Genomic DNA, 18,304 nt, shown 5'->3' with positions numbered 1-18,304 from the left:
GCGCCCCCCCGCTGACAGGGGCCGAACCCGTCAGTCGCGCAGCTTCAGGCCGCGCAGCCGCAGCGCATTGCCGATCACGGAGACAGAGCTGAAGCTCATCGCCAGGGCGGCGATCATCGGGCTCAGCAGCAGGCCGAAGACCGGGTACAGGATGCCGGCGGCGATCGGCACGCCGATCGTGTTGTAGCCGAAGGCGAAGACCAGGTTCTGGCGGATGTTGCGCAGGGTCGCGATGCTCAGCTGCCGCGCCCGCAGGATGCCGTGCAGGTCGCCCTTCAACAGGGTGATGCCGGCGCTCTCGATCGCCACATCGGTGCCGGAGCCCATGGCGATGCCGACATCCGCCTGCGCCAGGGCCGGCGCGTCGTTCACCCCGTCGCCGGCCATCGCCACCACCCGGCCCTGCGCCTGCAGCGCCTTCACCACCGCCTGCTTCTCGTCCGGCAGGACCTCCGCCTCCACCCGGTCGATGCCCAGGCGGCGGGCGACCGCTTCCGCCGTGCGGCGGCTGTCGCCGGTCAGCATGACGACCTCCACCCCGGCCTGCTGCAGCGCCTTCACCGCCGCGGCGGCATTCTCCTTCGCCGGGTCGGAGACCGCGATCAGGCCGGCGGGCGCGCCGTCGACAGCGGCGAACATGGCGGTCGCGCCCTCGTCCCGCAGCCGGTCGGCCTCCGCTTCCATGGCGGCGGTGCCGACCCCTTCGTCCGCCATCAGGCGGGCATTGCCGAAGGCGACCCGCCGTCCGTCCACCCGGCCGGTGATGCCCTTGCCGGTGACCGCCTCGGTGCCTTCCGCCGCCGGCAGGGTCAGGCCGCGGGCCTGCGCGCCGTCCAGGATGGCAGCGGCCAGCGGGTGCTCGCTGCCGCGCTCCAGGGCGGCGACCATCGCCAGCAGCTCGTCCTCCGCCAGGTCGCCGGCAGGCACCACCCGGTTCAGCACCGGCCGGCCCAGGGTCAGGGTGCCGGTCTTGTCCACCACGATGGTGTCGACCTTCTCCAGCCGCTCCAGCGCGGCGGCATCCTTGATCAGCACGCCGGCCTGCGCGCCCCGGCCGACGCCGACCATGATCGACATCGGGGTGGCCAGGCCCAGGGCGCAGGGGCAGGCGATGATCAGCACCGAGACCGCCGCGACCAGAGCGAAGGGGAAGGCCGGCGCCGGGGCGAACAGCATCCAGGCCACGAAGGCGATCACCGCGACGGCGATCACGATCGGCACGAACCAGGCGGCGACCCTGTCGGCCAGGCCCTGGATCGGCGCGCGGCTGCGCTGCGCCTGCGCCACCATCTGCACGATCCGCGACAGCATGGTGTCGGCGCCGACCTGGTCGGCCCGCATCACCAGCGCGCCGGTGCCGTTGATGGTGCCGCCGATCAGGCGTTGGCCGACCGCCTTCTCCACCGGCACTGGCTCGCCGGTGACCATGCTCTCGTCGACGGAGCTGTGGCCCTCCACCACCTCGCCGTCGACCGGCACGCTCTCGCCCGGCCGCACCCGCAGGCGGTCGCCGACAGCGACCTGGTCCAGCGGCACATCCTCGTCGTCGGCCCCTTCGGCGGCGCCCTCACGGATCCGCCGCGCGGTCTTCGGCGCCAGGTTCAGCAGCGCCCGCAGGGCGGCGCCGGTGCGGTGCCGCGCGCGCAGTTCCAGCACCTGGCCCAGCAGGACCAGGGCGATGATCACCGCGGCGGCCTCGAAATAGAGGCCGACTCGGCCATGATGGCCCTGCATGGCGGCGGGGAAGATCCCGGGCGCGATCACCGCCACCACCGAATAGAGGTAGGCGGCCGCCACGCCGACGGCGATCAGGCTGAACATGTTCAGGTTCAGGCTGCGGAAGCTGTCCAGCCCGCGCTGGAAGAACGGCAGGCCGCACCACAGCACCACCGGGGTGGCCAGCGCGAACTCGATCCAGTCCAGCCAGACGGTCGGGACTCCCTCCAGCACGCCGGGCAGGAAATGGCGGCTCATCGCGATCACGAAGACGGGCGCGGTGAAGACCAGGCTGGTCCAGAAGCGCCGGGTCATGTCGACCAGCTCCTCGTTCGGGAGCTCCTCGGCGGTGACGGTCATCGGCTCCAGCGCCATGCCGCATTTCGGGCAGGAACCGGGTCCCTCCTGCACGATCTCCGGATGCATCGGGCAGGTGTACAAGGCGCCCGGCGGTGCCTCGGCCGGGGCCTGGGGCACCGCCGTGCCGCTGGCATCGACATAGCGCGACGGCTCCGCGGCGAACCGGTCCGCACAGCGGCCGGAGCAGAAATGGTAGGTCCGGCCGTCATGCTCCAGGCTGTGCTTCGCCGTCTGCGGGTCCACATCCATGCCGCAGACGGGATCCTTCACCGTTCCGCCGACGCCATGGTCATGGCCATGCCCGTGTCCGTGGTGCTGGTGGCCGCAGCCCTGCGTCTCTGTGCCGGCCATGTCGCTGGCTCCCTCTGTTCCACCCGGATCCGGGCGATGCTCCGTCGGACGGGATGTAGGTCTTCCAGTTACTGGAACTTCAAGAGGTTCGTGCCGGCTTTTTTCCCGCCAGTTCGTCGATGATCGGGCAGTCGGGGCGCGCGTCGCCGTGGCAGGCTTCGACCAGGTGGGTCAGCTCGGCGCGCAGCAGCCGCAGCTCCTGCAGCTTCGCCTCGATCTCCGCCAGCCGTTCGGTGGCCAGCGCCTTCACGTCGGCGCTTGACCGGTCGCGATCCTCGTAGAGGGAGAGCAGGCTGCGGCAATCGTCGATCGAGAAGCCCAGGCTGCGGGCGCGCTGGACGAAGCGGAGCTTGCGCACCGCCTGGTCGTCATAGTCGCGGAAGCCGTTCGGCCGCCGCTCGGCAGCAACGAGGCCGATCTCCTCGTAGAACCGGATCGTCTTCGCCGGCAGGCCGCTGGCCCGTGCCGCTGCGCCGATGTTCATGTCCCCCACCTCCGGTCGCAGCCCGGATCTTCCCCCAGGCCCGCGAGTATAGCGGCCTTTGCCTCGATCCGGCAGCGATGCGGCCGGTGATGAATGGTCTGGCCAAACCCCGGGGGTCCTGCGCTACAGTGCGCATCAAAATTGTCGGACAATCCTGGTGAGGAGGAAGCGCCATGGCATGGGATTTCGAAACCGATCCCGAATTCCAGAAGGAACTGGACTGGATCGAGGATTTCGTGCGGCGGGAGGTGGAGCCGCTGGACCATGTCCTGGGCAGCGCCTGGGACGTCCATGACGACAACCGCAACCGGCTGGTGCGCCCGCTGCAGCAGCAGGTGAAGGAGCGCAAGCTCTGGGCCTGCCATCTGGGCCCCGACCTGGGCGGCCAGGGCTATGGCCAGGTGAAGCTCGCCCTGATGAACGAGATCCTGGGCCGGTCGCGCTTCGGGCCGTCGGTGTTCGGCTGCCAGGCGCCCGACAGCGGCAATGGCGAGATCCTGGCCCATTACGGCACCGCGGCGCAGAAGGAGCGCTACCTCTTCCCGCTGCTGAACAACGAGATCGTCTCCTGCTTCTCGATGACGGAGCCGCAGGGCGGCGCCGACCCGAAGGTGTTCACCACCCGGGCGGAGAAGCATGGCGGCGAGTGGGTGATCAACGGCGAGAAGTGGTTCTCCTCCAACGCCCGCTTCGCCTCCTTCTTCATCGTGATGGCGGTGACCGATCCCGACCATCCGGATCCCTATCGCCGGCAGTCGATGTTCATCGTGCCGGCGGAGACGTCGGGTGTGAACATCATCCGCAACACCGGCATCGGCTCGGAGCGGATCGGCTCCCACGCCTATATGCGCTACGAGAATGTGCGGGTGCCCGAGGACCATATGCTGGGCGGCCGCGGCGACGGCTTCGTGGTGGCGCAGACCCGGCTGGGCGGCGGCCGCATCCACCATGCGATGCGCACCATGGGCCAGGTGCGCAAGGCCTTCGACATGATGTGCGAGCGCGCGCTGAGCCGCGAGAGCCAGGGCCAGCGGCTCTCCGAGATGCAGATGACGCAGGAGAAGATCGCCGACAGCTGGATCGAGATGGAGCAGTTCCGCCTGCTGGTGCTGCGCTCCGCCTGGCGGATCGACAAGTACAAGGACTATCGCAAGGTGCGGAAGGACATCGCCGCCGTGAAGGTGATGATGTCCAGGGTGCTGCGCGACGTCGCCTCACGGGCGCTGCAGCTGCACGGTTCCCTGGGCCTGTCGACGGAGATGCCGTTCGGCGACCAGGTGCTGGAAAGCTTCCACATGGCGCTGGCCGACGGCCCGACCGAGGTGCACAAGATCACCGTCGCCCGCCAGGTGCTGCGCGACTACCAGCCGTCGAACGAGATGTTCCCCGCCTATCACCTGATCAACCAGCGCCAGCAGGCGGTGGAGCGCTTCGGCGGCCTGATCGACCCGGTGGAGGCGGAGTTCGAGATCGGCGAGGCGGTCTGATGAGCGCCTCCGCTTCTGCCGGCGCGGACCGCGACCGCCTGGAGGATCTGGGCGAGGTCCGCGCCGACGAACAGATGGACTGGCCGAAGGTGGAGGCGCTCTTGCGGGCGGAGGTGCCGGACCTGCCGCCTGCGCCGATGCAGGTGCGCCAGTTTCGCGGCGGTTCCGCCAACCTGACCTACCTCCTTCTGTTTGGGGAGCGGCAAATGGTGCTGCGGCGGCCGCCGCTGGGGCCGGTGGGCAAGGGCGCACACGACATGAAGCGGGAGCATCGGGTGCTGTCGCGCCTGCACCGGGCGCTGGCGACTGCGCCGCGCGCCTTCCTGTTCTGTGACGATCCGGCGGTGATCGGCGCCGACTTCTTCGTCATGGAACGGCGCACCGGCGTGGTGGTGCGCGATGCCTTCCCGCCGGAGATGACCGGCTTCGCCGACCTGGAACGGCGGATCAGCCTGGCGGTGGTTCGGGCGATGGCCGACCTGCACCTGGTCGATCCCGACGCGGTCGACCTGGGCAGCCTGGGCCGGCCGGAAGGCTTCATGGAGCGCCAGCTGTCCGGCTGGAAGATGCGCTGGGAGGATGCCAAGGATGCCGACATCCCCCTGTTCTACGACCTGCACGACCGGCTGGCGGCGGAAATCCCGGCGCTGCAGCGGGTCAGCCTGGTGCATAACGACCTGAAGATCGACAACTGCCAGTTCCAGGCCGACGACCCTGATACCGTCACCTCTATCTTCGACTGGGACATGACCACCCGCGGCGATCCGCTGGCGGACCTGGGCACCCTGCTGGGCTACTGGAACGAGCCAGGCGACCCGGCGCAGCGGATGGTGATGCCGCCGCCGGTGGGCGGCTCCTATCCCAGCCGCCAGGAGATCGCGGCGGAATATGCCGACCGGATGGGCGGCTTCGACCTGTCGCGGCTGCACTGGTACGAGGCCTTCGCGATGTGGAAGACCGCGACCGTCGTGCAGCAGATCTACATCCGCTATGCGCGCGGCCAGACGAAGGACGAGCGCTTCCGCGACATGAACGGCCGCATCCCGCCGCTGCTGCAGATGGCGGAACAGACACTGGACGCGGTTCGCTACGGCTGAACCCGCCGGAAGACCGAATCCCGGGAGGAAGAAAGATGGACTTCAAGGGCAAGACCGCCGTCATCACCGGCGGTGCCAGCGGCATCGGCTTCGCCACCGCGGCGGCGCTGGGCCGGCGCGGCATGAACCTGGTGATCGCCGATATCGAGCAGGGCGCGCTGGACACCGCCAAGGGGGAACTGGAGCGCACCGGCGTGAAGGTCGCCGTGCAGCGCTGCGACGTGTCGAAGCGCGACGAGGTGGCGGCGCTCGCCGACATGGCGTTCGGCGATTTCGGCGGCGTGCATGTCGTGTTCAACAATGCCGGGGTCGCGGTCGGCGGGCCGATCGCGGAGATGAAGCATTCCGACTGGAAATGGATCATCGACGTCGACCTCTGGGGGCCGATCCACGGCACCGAGCTGTTCCTGCAGCGCATGCTGGACCAGGACGAGGACGGCCACATGCTCTACACCGCCTCCTTCGCCGGCCTGGCGCCGAACAAGGGGCTGGGCCCCTATTGCGTGGCCAAGTACGGCGTCGTCGCGATGGCGGAGGTGCTGCAGAAGGAGCTGCGCGGCACCAAGCTCGGCGTCTCCGTCTTCTGCCCGATGCGGATCGCCACCAATATCGAGAAATCGCAGCGCAACCGTCCCCAGGACTTGGGCGGGCCGGACGCCTCGCCGCCGGTGCTGGACCAGGGCGAGGGCAACCAGGACCTCGCCGGCCGGGTGCTGAAGGTGGAGGATATGGGCGAGCGGGTCGCCGCGGCCGTCGGCACCGACCAGCTCTACATCCTCAGCCATCCGGAAAGCCGCACACCCGTCCAGCGCCGCTTCGCCCGCATCGAGAAGGCGTTCGACGCGCTCGGTGACGGCTGACCCTGGGGGAAGGCTGACGTCCTTGCCGTGCTATCCTGCCCGGGCCGCCGGAAGAGCGGCCTGGAAGGGAGGATCCTCGCATGCTTGAGACCGCGATCGCCGGCAGCCTGCCAAAGCCGGCCTGGCTGGCGGAGCCGGAGAAGCTCTGGGCGCCGTGGCGCCTGTCGGGTGCCGACCTGGAGCAGGGCAAGCGCGACGCCGCCCTGGTCTGGCTGAAGGAGCAGGAGGATGCGGGCATCGACATCGTCGGCGATGGCGAACAGTTCCGGACCCATTTCGTCCACGGCTTCCTGGAGCGCATCGCCGGCATCGACTGGAACCTGAAGACCCCGATGGGGATCCGGAACAACCGCTACACCGTGGAAGTGCCGACGGTGACCGAGGCGGTGCGGCGCACCGGCCCGGTGCACGGGCCGGAGGCCGCCTTCGTGCGCGGCCATACCAGGCACGCCGTCAAATGGACCCTGCCCGGACCGATGACGATCTGCGACACCATCGCCGATGGCCATTACGGCCGCCGCGCCGACATGGCGATGGCCTTCGCCGAGGTGCTGAACGAGGAGGCGCGCGAGCTGCAGGCCGCCGGGGTCGACGTGATCCAGTTCGACGAGCCCGCCTTCAACGTCTTCATGGACGAGGTCGCCGAATGGGGCGTGCCGGCCCTGCACAAGGCGATCGAGGGACTGACCTGCAAGACCGCGGTGCATATCTGCTATGGCTATGGCATCGAGGCGAACATCAGGTGGAAGGAGACCCTGGGCGGCGAATGGCGGCAGTACGAGGCGATCTTCCCCGCCCTCAACGCCAGCCGGATCGACCAGGTGTCGCTGGAATGCGCACGCAGCCATGTGCCGCTCGAGCTGCTGGGCCTCCTGAAGGACAAGCAGGTGATGGTGGGTGCGGTGGACGTCGCTGGCCAGGACATCGAGAGCGCCGAGGAGGTTGCCGGCACCATCCGGGCGGCGCTGAAACATGTCGATGCGGACCGGCTGCTGCCGTGCAGCAATTGCGGCATGGCCCCGCTGCCGCGCAGCGTCGCGGAGGGCAAGCTGCGGGCGCTGGCCGCCGGCGCGGCGCTGGTGCGCGACGGCCTCTGACGGGGGAGTCGGGTCAGCCCTTCGGCGGCTCCTCCTCGGCCGTCCCGGAGGGGATCGTCGCCGGCACCCGGCGGCCCATCCACAGGTCGACCTTCGCCAGCATGCGCTGCGGTTCCACCGGCTTTGCCAGCTGGTCGTTCATGCCGGCCTTGCGGTAGCCGCCATTTTCCACCGACAGGGCGTCGGCGGTGATGGCGATGATCGGCAGGCTGGCATAGTCGCGGCCGGAGCCGCGGATCGCGCGGGTCGTGTCATGCCCGCCCATCACCGGCATCTGCCCGTCCATCAGCACCAGGTCGAAGGGCCGGCTGTCCAGGGCGTCCAGGGCCGCGCGGCCGTTCGGCGCGATCTCCACCACATGGCCGGCGCCGGTCAGCACCGCACGGAACAGCTCCTGGTTGGTCTCGCTGTCCTCGACCAGCAGGATCCGGCCCGGATGCTCCGCCCGCCGCCGCAATGCCTGCGGCGCAGCGGCCGCGGGCAGGCCCTGCGCTTCCGGCAGGGTCAGCAGCACCGTGAAGCGGCTGCCCCGGCCGGGCTCGGACTCTACCGTGACGCTGCCGCCCATCAGCTCGACCAGAGCATGCACGATGGCCAGGCCCAGGCCCGACCCGCCATAGCGGCGGGTGGTCGAGCTGTCGGCCTGGGTGAAGCGCTCGAAGATCCTGGCGAGGGCCTCCGGCGGGATGCCCGGCCCGGTATCGCTGACCGTGAAGGACAGGCGGTGGGTGCCGTCGGCCGTCTTCGTCGCCCCGACGGCGAGGTCCACCCGCCCTGCCTCGGTGAACTTGACGGCGTTGTCGAGGAGGTTGCCGATCACCTGGCGCAGGCGGAGCGGATCGCCGCGCAGGGCCCGGGGCACCTCCGGCGCGACCGCGATGTCCAGGGCGATCCCCTTCTGCTCGGCACGGAAGCCGACCCGGCCGCGCAGTTCCTCCAGCAATTCGCGCGGGTCGAAGGCCACCGCCTCAAGGGTCATCGCGCCATGTGCGGCGCGGGTGAAATCGAGCACGTCGTTGACCAGCAGCAGCAGGTCGCCGCCGGCCGTGCGGATGTGGCGGAGATAGGCTGCCGCCTCCGGCGGCAGGTTCATGGCCGACAGCAGGTCGGCGAAGCCGAGAATGCCGTTGAGCGGCGTGCGCAGCTCGTGGCTCATGTTCGCAAGGAACTGCGTCTTGGCCTCGTTCGCAGCCTCGGCCTCGTCGCGGGCCCGCTTCAGCGCCCGGTTCGTCGCCTCCACCACGCCGTGGAAGGCGCCGACCGCCACGGTGAGGCCCAGCACCAGGATCGCCAGCGCATAGCCGATCGAATAGGCCATCGCGTCCGGGTCCATGGCATGGACGGGAAGGCCGGTGCGGGCGCGCCAGAAATAGAGGCCCAGGACGGCGAGGAACACCACCGCCCCCACCCCGAGGGCGGGGCGGAGGCCCAGCAGCATGCCGGTAATCACCGGCGCCGCCAGAAGGTAGAGGGCGGACCCGGCCAGCAGCCCGCCGGTCGGCAGGATCGTGACGAGGATCGGCGCCACATAGAGCAGGATCAGGAGCCAGGCACAGCGCCTGAAACCCAGCCCCAGATGGAAGCAGACCGGCACCGTGAACAGCAGCAGCGCGCCGGCCAGGCCGCCGGCGCTGATCAGCGGCTGCTGCGGAAAGAGATGGAGCGACGACAGGGCGGTCGTGGTGCCGCCGATGCCGGCGATCAGGGCGAAAAGGATCAGCAGGCGTTCCCGCGCGGCGCGCAGCAGGTCGCCGCCGCGCGGCGCGGGCCAGAGAAAGGCGCGCAGTGCGGCGGCAGTGCGGCGGGGCAGGGTGAAATGGCGGTCGGACAAGGTCGCGATCCGGACTCTGGCAATGGGGCCGTAGTCTAGCAGACCCGGAATGCCCGGATCAGTCCCTGCGACGTTGCAGCCATTCCGCGACCTTTTCCTGCAGCTGCCGCAGGCTCACCGGCTTGGCGAGGAAATCGTCCATGCCGGCGGCTCGGAACGCGGCCGCATCCCGCGCCATGGCATTCGCCGTCAACGCGATGATCGGGATGCCGGCATGGGGCGCGCCAGAGGCGCGGATCGCGCGTGCCGCGTCCGTGCCGTTCATGACCGGCATCTCGCCATCCATCAGGACCAGGTCGAAAGGCTCCTGCTGCAGGGCCTCCAGGGCGGCCCGCCCGTCGCCCGCGATCCGGACCTCGTGGCCCGCCCGTTGCAGCCCCGTGGCGAAGAGATGCTGGTTCGCCTCGCTGTCCTCCACCAGGAGGATGCGGCCGGGGCGGGCTGCGGCAGCGGCCGCCGCCGGCGCCGCATGCGCGGCCGGCATGGCCATGGCCGGTTCCGGGGCGGTCCGCGCGATCGCCGCCCGCCCCGGCATCGCATCCGCCGCCTGAGGTGCCGCCGCCGGCTGCACGACAAGGGTCACCCGGAAGCGGCTGCCCTCACCCGGCCGGCTGGCCACCTCGACCTGGCCGCCCATCCGGTCCGCCAGGGTCCGCACGATGGCCAGTCCCAGGCCGGATCCGCCAAAGCGGCGGGTGGTGGAGGCGTCGGCCTGGGTGAAGCGGTCGAACAATGTGGGCAGCGCGGCTTCTGGGATGCCGATGCCGGTGTCGGTGACGTCGAACTGCAGTCGCAGGGGGACCGTCTGCGGGTCGGGGCAGGCGATGTCGAGGGCGATGTGGCCCCGTTCGGTGAACTTCACCGCATTGGCCAGCAGGTTGCCCAGCAGCTGCCGCAGGCGCAGCGCGTCGCCGTGGATCCAGCGCGGCGCCTCCGGCGCCACCGTCACCTGCAGGGCCAGCTGCTTGTGGTCGGCGAGAGGCTGGAAGCGTTCGCGCAGGTCGTCCGCCACCGCCAGCAAATCGAAGGGCTGCACCTCCAGGACCAGGCCGCCCGCCTCCGCGCGGCCATAGTCCAGCACGTCATTGACCATGGCGAGCAGGTCGCTGCTGGCGTTCCGGATCTGCTTCAGATGCGCCTGCGTCCGCGGCGGCAGGCCTTCCTCGTCCATCAGTTCGGCGAAGCCCAGGACCACGTTGATCGGTGTCCGCAGCTCGTGGCTCATATTGGCCAGGAAGCGGGACTTGGCCTCGTTCGCGGCCTCTGCCGCGTCGCGCGCCTCCTTCAGCTGGCGGCTGGTCCGGTCGATCACCCGGTGGAAGGCGCCGACCGCCAGGGCCAGGCCCAGCGCCATCATCACCATCACGAAGGCGAGGTTGCCCTGCCAGGGCTGGGGCTGTGGTCCCGGCGGCAGGATGCCGGCCTGCGGCAGCAGGACGGCGTGCAGGACCACGATGCCGGTCACGGCGGCGCCCACCGCCAGGGCCGGACGCATGCCCAGCAGCAGGCCGGTTCCGACCGGCGCGGCCAGCAGGTAAACGGAATAGACGGTCAGCAGCCCGCCGTTGAGGCTGTTGATCAGGACCACCGTGCCCATCTGCAGGGTCAGGGCGATCCAGACGCTGCGCCGGAAGGCGCCGGTCCGGTGGAAATAGACCGGCACGGCCAGGATCGCCAGGGAGCCCGCCAGGCCGACGGCGGTCGAGACCGGGAAGCGGTCGATCGTGGCCAGGCCGTTCAGGGCGCTCAGCGTTCCGCCGAGACCGGTGATCAGCGCGAACAGGACCAGCAGCCGTTCCCGTGCGGCCCGCACGATGTCGCCGTCGCGTACCGCCGGCCAGACGAATGCCTGCGCGCGCCGGCGCAGGTGCCGCCAGCCGACCGGCCGCCCGTCGGCGGCGCGCTTCCGGGCTTCCGCCCCCGGAGCTGTGACTCCGCCCATGTCCTGCCGGTTTCCGTAGCGGCCTGCGCGTGATCGCCGCTAAGCCTGCCGGCGACCGATCCAGCTGTCCACCTTCTCGAGCAGATGCTTCAGGTCGACGGGCTTGCCCAGGAAGTCGTCCATGCCGGCCGCGTCGAAGCTCGCGCTGTCGCGGTCCAGAAGGTTGGCCGTCAGGGCGATGATCGTCACATCCGCGAACGGCGCGCCGGAGGCGCGGATCGCGCGGGCCGCATCCAGGCCACCCATTACCGGCATCTGCCCGTCCATCAGCACCAGGTCGAAGGGCGACCGCTGCAGCGCCTCGAGCGCGATGCGGCCGTTCTCCGCCACTTCCACCCGATGCCCGGCGCCCGCCAGGACGGTGCGGAACAGGATCTGGTTGGTCTCGCTGTCCTCCACCAGCAGCACCCGGCCGGGATGGCGGGCGCGCGGCAGGCCCTCGGCTGCGCCGGGCGGCGGCGGCGCCGTTGTCGCCGGCTCGGCCGGTGTGGCGGAGACGGCAGTTTCGTCTTCAGCGGCCTGCAGCGGCAATCGCACCTGGAAGCGGCTGCCCCGGCCCGGCTCGCTGCTGACGGTCACCTCTCCGCCCATGCGATGCACCAGCGCCCGGACGATGGCGAGGCCCAGGCCGGAGCCGCCATAGCGGCGGGTGGTGGAGCTGTCGGCCTGGGTGAAGCGGTCGAACAGGGTGGGCAGCGCCGCGGCCGGTATGCCGATGCCGGAATCCGCGACTTCGAGCAGCAGCTGCGTCGGCCGGTCCGCATCGTCGCAGGCCACCGACAGCCGGATTGTACCGCGGTCGGTGAACTTTACCGCGTTCTCCAGCAGGTTGCCCAGCACCTGCCGCAGGCGCAGGGGGTCGCCCATGACCTGCCGCGGCACCTGCTGGGCGATCGCCGTTTCCAGGCGGAGCCCCTTTGCCCGGATGCGGGGCGCGAACCGCTGCCGCAGATCCTCCACGAGTTCGGCCAGGTCGAGCGCCAGCCGCTCCAGCGGCAGGGCGCCGGTTTCCGCCCGGCTGAAGTCCAGCACATCGTTCACCAGCGCCAGCAGGTCCGCCCCGGAGTTCCGGATCTGCCGCAGGTGCAGGCGGCCGTCGGCGGTCAGCGGCTGGTCGCCCAGCAGGTCCGCGAAGCCGAGGATGCCGTTCAGCGGCGTCCGCAGCTCGTGGCTCATGTTCGCCAGGAACTGGGACTTGGCCTCGTTGGCCGCCTCCGCCTCGTCGCGCGCCTGGCGCAGGCGGCGGTTGGTGCTGTCCATCACCGCATGGAAGGCGCCGGCAACCAGGGTGAGGGCGATGGTCAGCAGCGCCAGCACGAAGGCCAGGTCCCGGCTCCACAGGTCCGGGTCCAGCCCATGTGCCGGCAGGCCGAGATGATCGCGCAGGCGGTCGAAGGCCAGGAAGATCGCGATCGTTGCCGCCCCGACACCAAGCGCGGGCCGCATGCCCAGCAGCAGGGCGGTGCCGATCGGCGCCGATAGCAGGTAGAGTGCCGGCGCGGCCAGCAGCCCGCCCGAGAGGGCGGCGGCGGTGGCGATGGTCGCCAGGTAGACGGCGACCAGAATCCAGGCGCTGCGCGCGAACGCCCCGGTCAGGTGGAAGTGCAGCGGCACGACAAGCATGGCCAGGGAGCCGATGACGGCGACGGCGGCGACCTCCGGGATCTCGCGCCAGCGGTCCAGCTGTCCCAGCGCGGTGATCAGGCCGCCGCCGCCGGCGAACAGCGAAAACAGCACGAGCAGCCGCTCGCGGGCAGCGCGCACCAGGTCGCCATCGCGGACCGGGGGCCAGGTGAAGCGCAGCAGCGCCGCGGCCGCGCGCCGTCGGGCACCGCCTTTGGCGCCCTGCGGCGGAGGCGGTCCGCCGGCGCTCAGTTCTGCCCCCAGTCGATCCAGTCCTCGACCATGTCGAGCAGCCGGTTCAGGTCGACCGGCTTGGCGAGATAATCGTTCATTCCCGCCTCGCGAAAGTCGGCTACGTCGCGATCCAGGGCATTGGCGGTGAGGGCGATGATCGGCACGTCGGCAAAGGTCTCCCCCGAGCCGCGGATGGCCCGCGCTGTCTCCATGCCGCCCATCACCGGCATCTGCCCGTCCATCAGCACCAGGTCGAAGCGCTGGTCGCGCAGGCAGTCCAGCGCGGCCTGGCCGTTGGCGGCGATGCGAACCCGGTGGCCGGCCCCGGTCAGGACGGTGCGGAACAGGTTCTGGTTGGTGATGCTGTCCTCCACCAGAAGGACCTCGCCCGGCTGCCGGGCCCGTCGCCGGGCCGGGGCGACCGGCGCCGGCTCTGCCGCTGCGACGGCCGGGTGCAGGCCGGCCGCCGGCGGCAGGCTGGCGGTGAACCAGAAGCGGCTGCCGGCGCCGACCTCGCTGCTGACCCCGACCGCGCCGTCCATCAGCTCGACCAGGGCCTTGACGATGGCGAGGCCCAGGCCTGAGCCGCCGTAGCGCCGGGTGGTGGAGCTGTCGGCCTGGGTGAAGCGGTCGAACAGGCTGGGCAGCGCGGCCTCCGCTATCCCGCTGCCGGTGTCGGTGACCTCGAAGCGGATCAGGGCCGCGTCCGCCGGTGGGCCGTCGCCGCCTGCTGCCGGAACGGCCCTGACCGCAAGGGTGACGGCGCCGCGGTCGGTGAACTTCAGCGCATTGTCCAGCAGGTTGCCGATCACCTGCCGCAGCCGCAGCGGGTCGCCGCGCACCAGCCGAGGCACCTGCGGGTCGATCACGGTGGCGAAATCCAGCTGCTTGGTCGCCATGCGCGGCCGGAACCGGTCGCGCAGGTCGTCCACCAGGTCGTACAGGTCGAAGGAAGCCTGCTCCAGCCGTAGCGAGCCGGCCTCTGCCCGGGTGAAGTCCAGCACGTCGTTCACCAGCGCAAGGAGGTCGTGCCCCGCCGCCCGGATGTGCCGCAGATGGTCGCGGGACTCGGCGTCCAGCGCGCGCCCGGCAAGCAGGTCGGCGAAGCCCAGGATGCCGTTCAGGGGGGTGCGCAGCTCATGGCTCATATTGGCCAGGAAGCGGGACTTCGCCTCGTTGGCGGCCTCCGCCTGGTCGCGCGCCCGCTTCAGGTCCAGGTTCGTCGCCTCGATCACCCGCTGGAAGGTGCCGATGATGACCGTCAGGCCCGCCGTGAGCAGGATCAGCACGAAGCCCATGGAATAGTTCATGTGGGCGGGGTCCATGCCGTGCACCGGCACGCCGACACGATCCTGCAGCGCGTAGAACAGGGCAAAGACCAGGATCAGCAGGCCGCCGACCCCGATCGCGGCGTGGAGGCCCAGGAGCAGGCCGCCGACGATCGGCGCGGCCAGCAGGTAGATCGAGCCCGCGGCCAGCAGGCCGCCGGTCATCGCCATCGCCATCACGATCGGCAGGATGTACAGGACGACCAGCGCCCAGGCGCTGCGGCGATAGGCGCGGGTGAGATGGAAATGCACCGGCACCGCGAACAGCAGCAGGGCGCCGGCCAGGCTGCTGCTGATCGTCGCCGGCAACTGCGCGAAGCTGCCGATGGAGGCCAGGGTGGTGATCAGCCCGCCGGTGCCGGCGGTCAGCGAGAACAGCACCAGCAACCGTTCGCGTGCCGCCTGCACGAGGTCGCCATCGCGCGCCGCGGGCCAGGCGAAGGCACGCAGTCCCGCGATGCAGCGTCTGGGCAGGCGACGGCTTTGCGTCACGAAAGGCTCCGGGCGTCTTTTTGAGGTCGCCAGTCTAGCAGAGGCCCGCGCATCGGACATGCGGGACTGGGCCTGTTGCCGGGCGGCGTGCCCCTGGGCGGGGGGTCAGCGCCGCGCCGGAGCCATGACCCGCTTCAGCAGCCTGTCGAACCGCGCGCCCGCCTTGCTGACGGTGTCCAGTAGGTTGATGTCCACCTCGTCGGCCTGCGAGGCCATGTCGTCGATGGACGGTTCGCCGCCGCGCGCATAGCCCAGGGTCTGCACGGTGTAGCGCATGCGATGCGACAGGAAGGTGGCCACCGCCTTGTAGAAGCGTGCGGCGAAGGCGATGTCGCGCTCCAGCCGGGACAGCACCGCGGCCTTCGGCACGGCCAGCACGGTGGTGGGCTGCACGGCATGCACGGACGCCGACGGTGCGCGCGCGTCGACCAGCGACATCTCGCCGACGATCTCGCCTGCGCCGAGCCGGGCCAGCTCGCCGGCACCGGACACGCTGACCACCACCTGGCCGTCGAGGACGAAGAAGATCCACTCGATCGCCTCGCCCTCGCGCACCAGCGGTTCCTGCGGGGCGACGGACCGGCGTTCGCCGGCCTCGGCGAGCCAGTCGACATCCTCGTCGCTGAGCTGTCCCAGGACGTAGAGGACCTTGCGCATCCGGTTTCTCCTGCCGTTCAGATCATCTGCCGCCGCACAAGGTCGGCGAACACGCCGTCCCTGCGGATCAGCTCCGCGTAGGTGCCGCGCTCCGCCACGCGGCCGCGCGCCAGGACGTGGATGCGGTCGGCATTGACGATGGTGCTCAGCCGGTGGGCGATGACGATGCGGGTGACCTGGAGGCGGTCGAGGCTTTCCGTGACCACCGACTGGGTGCGGTTGTCGAGCGCCGAGGTCGCCTCGTCGAACAGCAGGATGCGCGGCCTGCCGATCAGCGCGCGGGCGATCAGCAGGCGTTGGATCTGGCCGCCGGACAGGGCGGCCGACCCCTCTGTCAGCACGGTGTGCAGGCCCATCGGCATGGCCCGGACATCCGCCTCGACCCCGGCCTGCCGCAGCGCCTCCCAGACGTCCGCCTCGCCGGCCTCGCTGACGCCGCGGACATTCTCGAAGATCGAGCCGGCCATCAGCCGGCTGGTCTGCAGCACCACGCCGATCTGCCGCCGCAGGGCTGGCAGGTCGAGGCCCTGCAGGTCCTTGCCGTCGTAGAAGATGGCGCCGTTCTCGGGCGTCTCGAAACCCAGCAGAAGGCGAACCAGGGTGGACTTGCCGCTGCCCGAGGCGCCCACAATGGCGACGAACTCGCCCGGCCGCACAGACAGCGAGAGGCCGGACAGCACAAGGGGGCCGCGGGAATTGTAGCGGAAGTCGACGCCGTTGATCTCGATGCCGCCCGAAAGCCGCCCGGGATCGCCCTTGTTCTCGTCCGCCTCCGGCACAGTGGCCAGGACGGGGCGGACCCGCACCGCCAGCGGCGCAACCCGGAAGGCGGCGATCAGGGCGCCCGAGACCTGGCTGCCCGAGGCGAGGAACGAGGCGAAGGCCATGACGAAGGCGAGGAAGCCGCCAGGCGACAGCGCCTCGGTGTCGATGGTGGCCAGCAGCCAGAACATGCAGGTCAAGGCCAGCACCTCGTAGCCGGCCTGGAACACCGTCAGGTTGTTGACGATCTTGCGGGCGCGGATCATCCGGGCGCGGATCTCGGCGAAGACCCGAGCCCAGCGCACGAACATCCGTTCCTCCGCCCCGGCCAGCCGCAGCTTGGCGATGCCGCCGATCACCTCCTGCACCAGGCCGAAGATGTTGGCGTCCAGCGCCTCGCCCTCCAGGATCGCCTTCACCTGCGCCAGGCCGGCCCAGATTGTGGCGCCAAGCAGGGACGCCAGCAGGCCGAACGCGACCAGGGCCGCACGCGGTTCGTAGTGCAGCATCACCAGCAGGCTGAAGAACGAGAAGCTGCCGGCCAGCAGGAGCGAGACCATCGCGCCGGTCAACGCCTTGCGGATCGTCTCGACGACCAGCACGCGGGTGGTCAGGTCGGCGGAGGAGAAGCCGCCGAAGAACGAGGACGGCATGCGCAGGACACGGTCCAGCACCGCGGCCTGCAGGCTGCTGGCGACCCGCCCCTCGACCCGCAGCAGGGCCAGGTCGGCCGCCAGCCGGAAGGCGGCGATGCCCAGCCCGGCTGCGATCAACGCGACGCAGACCTGCAGCAGCCGCCCGCGCTCGCTGCCGGGGACCAGGTCGTTGAAGATCAGTGCGGTCGCCAGCGGGATTGCCATCGCCAGGCCGCCGGCAAGCGCGCCCATCGCCAGCGCCAGCAGGATGTCCCGCGCGCCCAGCGACAGCCCGAAGCGCATCAGGTCCCACAGGCGGAGCGGCCGGTCGGGCAGCGGCGGGTGCAGTGCCGCGGCACTGGCGGACAGGGCGGCGGCCGCCTGCGGGTCGGCGATCCTGCGGGAGCGGCCGTCCGGCAGAACGGCGCGATAGCCGCCCCGCCGCTGCGGCAGCAGGGCAACGGGGATGTCGCGCTCGCCGTCGAAGCCGACCAGCGGCCCCAGATCCTCGCGCCACCACTCCCCCCGCAGGGTGACGGGGCGGGCCCGCAGCCGGGCGGCGCGGGCCACTTCGGCGGTTTCCGCCAGCCGGTCGTTGCGGGGCGCGGGCCCGTAGTGCAGGCGGAATTCGTGGCCCAGCGCGCCGGCGACCCGCCGGCAGGCCGCCATTGCCGGGCTCTCGCCGTCGACCGGCAGATCCTCGCGCCGACGTTCGTCCAGGATGCCGGCAAGCCGGCCGAAGACCCTGTCACGGTCTTCTGCCACCCGGTCCCGCAGGGCGGCCAGTCGCTCCGCCTCCGCGCTGGCGGCGCGGGCGAAATCGGCGGCCAGCGCCGTCACCGCGCGGGTGGTGAAGCCGACCAGTTCCTCCCACCAGCCCGGGTTGCGCAGCAGCCGGGCGACGCCGCGGCTGCGCTGCCGGGCGGGCCCGTCGAAGTGCCAGGCCGTTGCGCCTGCCGCGTCGATCCAGGCCTCTACCGCCGGTGCCAGCAGGCTCGCGCTGCGGGCGGTCAGGGCCTGCGGCGCCGCGGCGGGCAGCGCCCGCAGCAGCCGTGTCGCGCCCACCGGCACCGCCAGCAGGGTTACCGGCGCATCGGCGGGCCCCGGCGGCGCCAGCAGCAGCCCGCCTTCCGGAATCGCCGCCAGGAACCGCCGTGCCTCGGTGCGGCGGCAGAGCGCAAAGAGCTCGACGCGGCCCTCCAGTACCAGCCAGAGAGCCGGCCCGTCCGCCAGCGCCAGGGTCTCGCCGCCATCGCGGCAGAGGGTCTCGACGGCCAGCAGGTCGTCCTGCAGCGATGCCAGCGCCGCAGCGGTCGCCGGCATCCCGGGCGCCAGGAGCGGCTGCGGC

General features: G+C 71.0%; 12 protein-coding genes. 4 read left to right on the top strand and 8 right to left on the bottom strand.

The features are described 5' to 3' along the window. Positions 1-30 precede the first annotated feature (30 nt). Both ACFOGJ_RS27650 and cueR read right to left on the bottom strand, forming a co-directional pair. Positions 31-2,427: a heavy metal translocating P-type ATPase gene (locus ACFOGJ_RS27650; protein WP_379906520.1), complete on the bottom strand. Its 2,397-nt coding sequence runs from the start codon at positions 2,425-2,427 to the stop codon at positions 31-33. 79 nt (positions 2,428-2,506) lie between these two features. Further along, positions 2,507-2,911: a Cu(I)-responsive transcriptional regulator gene (gene cueR, locus ACFOGJ_RS27645; RefSeq protein WP_379906519.1), complete on the bottom strand. Its 405-nt coding sequence runs from the start codon at positions 2,909-2,911 to the stop codon at positions 2,507-2,509. Positions 2,912-3,084: 173 nt separating this feature from the next. Between cueR and ACFOGJ_RS27640 the strand changes: the two genes are divergently transcribed. The 4 genes from ACFOGJ_RS27640 (at position 3,085) to ACFOGJ_RS27625 (ending at position 7,452) form a co-directional block, all read left to right on the top strand. Then, the gene (locus ACFOGJ_RS27640; RefSeq protein ID WP_379906518.1) at positions 3,085-4,398 is read left to right on the top strand and encodes an acyl-CoA dehydrogenase family protein; all 1,314 of its coding nucleotides are present in this window, start codon (positions 3,085-3,087) and stop codon (positions 4,396-4,398) included. Next, positions 4,398-5,495, top strand: coding sequence for a phosphotransferase family protein (locus tag ACFOGJ_RS27635; RefSeq protein ID WP_379906517.1), 1,098 nt, complete (start codon positions 4,398-4,400; stop codon positions 5,493-5,495). The genes ACFOGJ_RS27640 and ACFOGJ_RS27635 overlap by 1 nt, the downstream gene beginning before the upstream one ends. 35 nt (positions 5,496-5,530) lie before the next feature. After that, positions 5,531-6,355, top strand: coding sequence for an SDR family NAD(P)-dependent oxidoreductase (locus ACFOGJ_RS27630; RefSeq protein WP_379906516.1), 825 nt, complete (start codon positions 5,531-5,533; stop codon positions 6,353-6,355). Between the two features lie 80 nt (positions 6,356-6,435). Continuing rightward, positions 6,436-7,452, top strand: a complete 1,017-nt coding sequence (locus ACFOGJ_RS27625; protein ID WP_379906515.1) for a methionine synthase — start codon at positions 6,436-6,438, stop codon at positions 7,450-7,452. Between the two features lie 13 nt (positions 7,453-7,465). Here ACFOGJ_RS27625 and ACFOGJ_RS27620 read toward each other — a convergent pair whose 3' ends face one another. The 6 genes from ACFOGJ_RS27620 to ACFOGJ_RS27595 all read right to left on the bottom strand — a co-directional run bounded on the left by ACFOGJ_RS27620 (position 7,466) and on the right by ACFOGJ_RS27595 (position 18,279). Next, positions 7,466-9,283 (bottom strand): ATP-binding protein, encoded by a 1,818-nt coding sequence (locus ACFOGJ_RS27620; RefSeq protein WP_379906514.1) that lies wholly within the window; start codon positions 9,281-9,283, stop codon positions 7,466-7,468. 58 nt (positions 9,284-9,341) lie between these two features. Next, positions 9,342-11,225: an ATP-binding protein gene (locus ACFOGJ_RS27615; protein WP_379906513.1), complete on the bottom strand. Its 1,884-nt coding sequence runs from the start codon at positions 11,223-11,225 to the stop codon at positions 9,342-9,344. Positions 11,226-11,264: 39 nt separating this feature from the next. After that, positions 11,265-12,989, bottom strand: coding sequence for an ATP-binding protein (locus tag ACFOGJ_RS27610; protein ID WP_379906512.1), 1,725 nt, complete (start codon positions 12,987-12,989; stop codon positions 11,265-11,267). Between the two features lie 107 nt (positions 12,990-13,096). Then, complete coding sequence (locus tag ACFOGJ_RS27605; protein WP_379906511.1) at positions 13,097-14,902, bottom strand: ATP-binding protein; 1,806 nt, start codon at positions 14,900-14,902, stop codon at positions 13,097-13,099. A 105-nt stretch (positions 14,903-15,007) separates the two neighbouring features. Next, a complete protein-coding gene (locus ACFOGJ_RS27600) occupies positions 15,008-15,559 on the bottom strand; it encodes a cyclic nucleotide-binding domain-containing protein (protein WP_379906510.1) in 552 nt (183 codons plus the stop codon). Positions 15,560-15,576: 17 nt separating this feature from the next. Continuing rightward, positions 15,577-18,279: an NHLP bacteriocin export ABC transporter permease/ATPase subunit gene (locus ACFOGJ_RS27595; protein ID WP_379906509.1), complete on the bottom strand. Its 2,703-nt coding sequence runs from the start codon at positions 18,277-18,279 to the stop codon at positions 15,577-15,579. Between the last annotated feature and the right edge of the window lie 25 nt (positions 18,280-18,304).

This window comes from Marinibaculum pumilum, from assembly GCF_042646425.1.
GTDB classification, from domain to species: domain Bacteria; phylum Pseudomonadota; class Alphaproteobacteria; order Ferrovibrionales; family Ferrovibrionaceae; genus Marinibaculum; species Marinibaculum pumilum.
The sequence above is the reverse complement of the archived record's forward strand: the minus strand, read 5'-3'. Positions and strand labels throughout refer to the sequence as shown.

What these genes read in the sequence shown, in the direction of transcription:
- ACFOGJ_RS27650 (WP_379906520.1), bottom strand. Translation starts at nt 2,427, where the DNA reads ATGGCCGGCACAGAGACGCAGGGCTGCGGCCACCAGCACCACGGACAC.
- cueR (WP_379906519.1), bottom strand. Translation starts at nt 2,911, where the DNA reads ATGAACATCGGCGCAGCGGCACGGGCCAGCGGCCTGCCGGCGAAGACG.
- ACFOGJ_RS27640 (WP_379906518.1), top strand. Translation starts at nt 3,085, where the DNA reads ATGGCATGGGATTTCGAAACCGATCCCGAATTCCAGAAGGAACTGGAC.
- ACFOGJ_RS27635 (WP_379906517.1), top strand. Translation starts at nt 4,398, where the DNA reads ATGAGCGCCTCCGCTTCTGCCGGCGCGGACCGCGACCGCCTGGAGGAT.
- ACFOGJ_RS27630 (WP_379906516.1), top strand. Translation starts at nt 5,531, where the DNA reads ATGGACTTCAAGGGCAAGACCGCCGTCATCACCGGCGGTGCCAGCGGC.
- ACFOGJ_RS27625 (WP_379906515.1), top strand. Translation starts at nt 6,436, where the DNA reads ATGCTTGAGACCGCGATCGCCGGCAGCCTGCCAAAGCCGGCCTGGCTG.
- ACFOGJ_RS27615 (WP_379906513.1), bottom strand. Translation starts at nt 11,225, where the DNA reads ATGGGCGGAGTCACAGCTCCGGGGGCGGAAGCCCGGAAGCGCGCCGCC.
- ACFOGJ_RS27600 (WP_379906510.1), bottom strand. Translation starts at nt 15,559, where the DNA reads ATGCGCAAGGTCCTCTACGTCCTGGGACAGCTCAGCGACGAGGATGTC.
- ACFOGJ_RS27595 (WP_379906509.1), bottom strand. Translation starts at nt 18,279, where the DNA reads ATGCCGGCGACCGCTGCGGCGCTGGCATCGCTGCAGGACGACCTGCTG.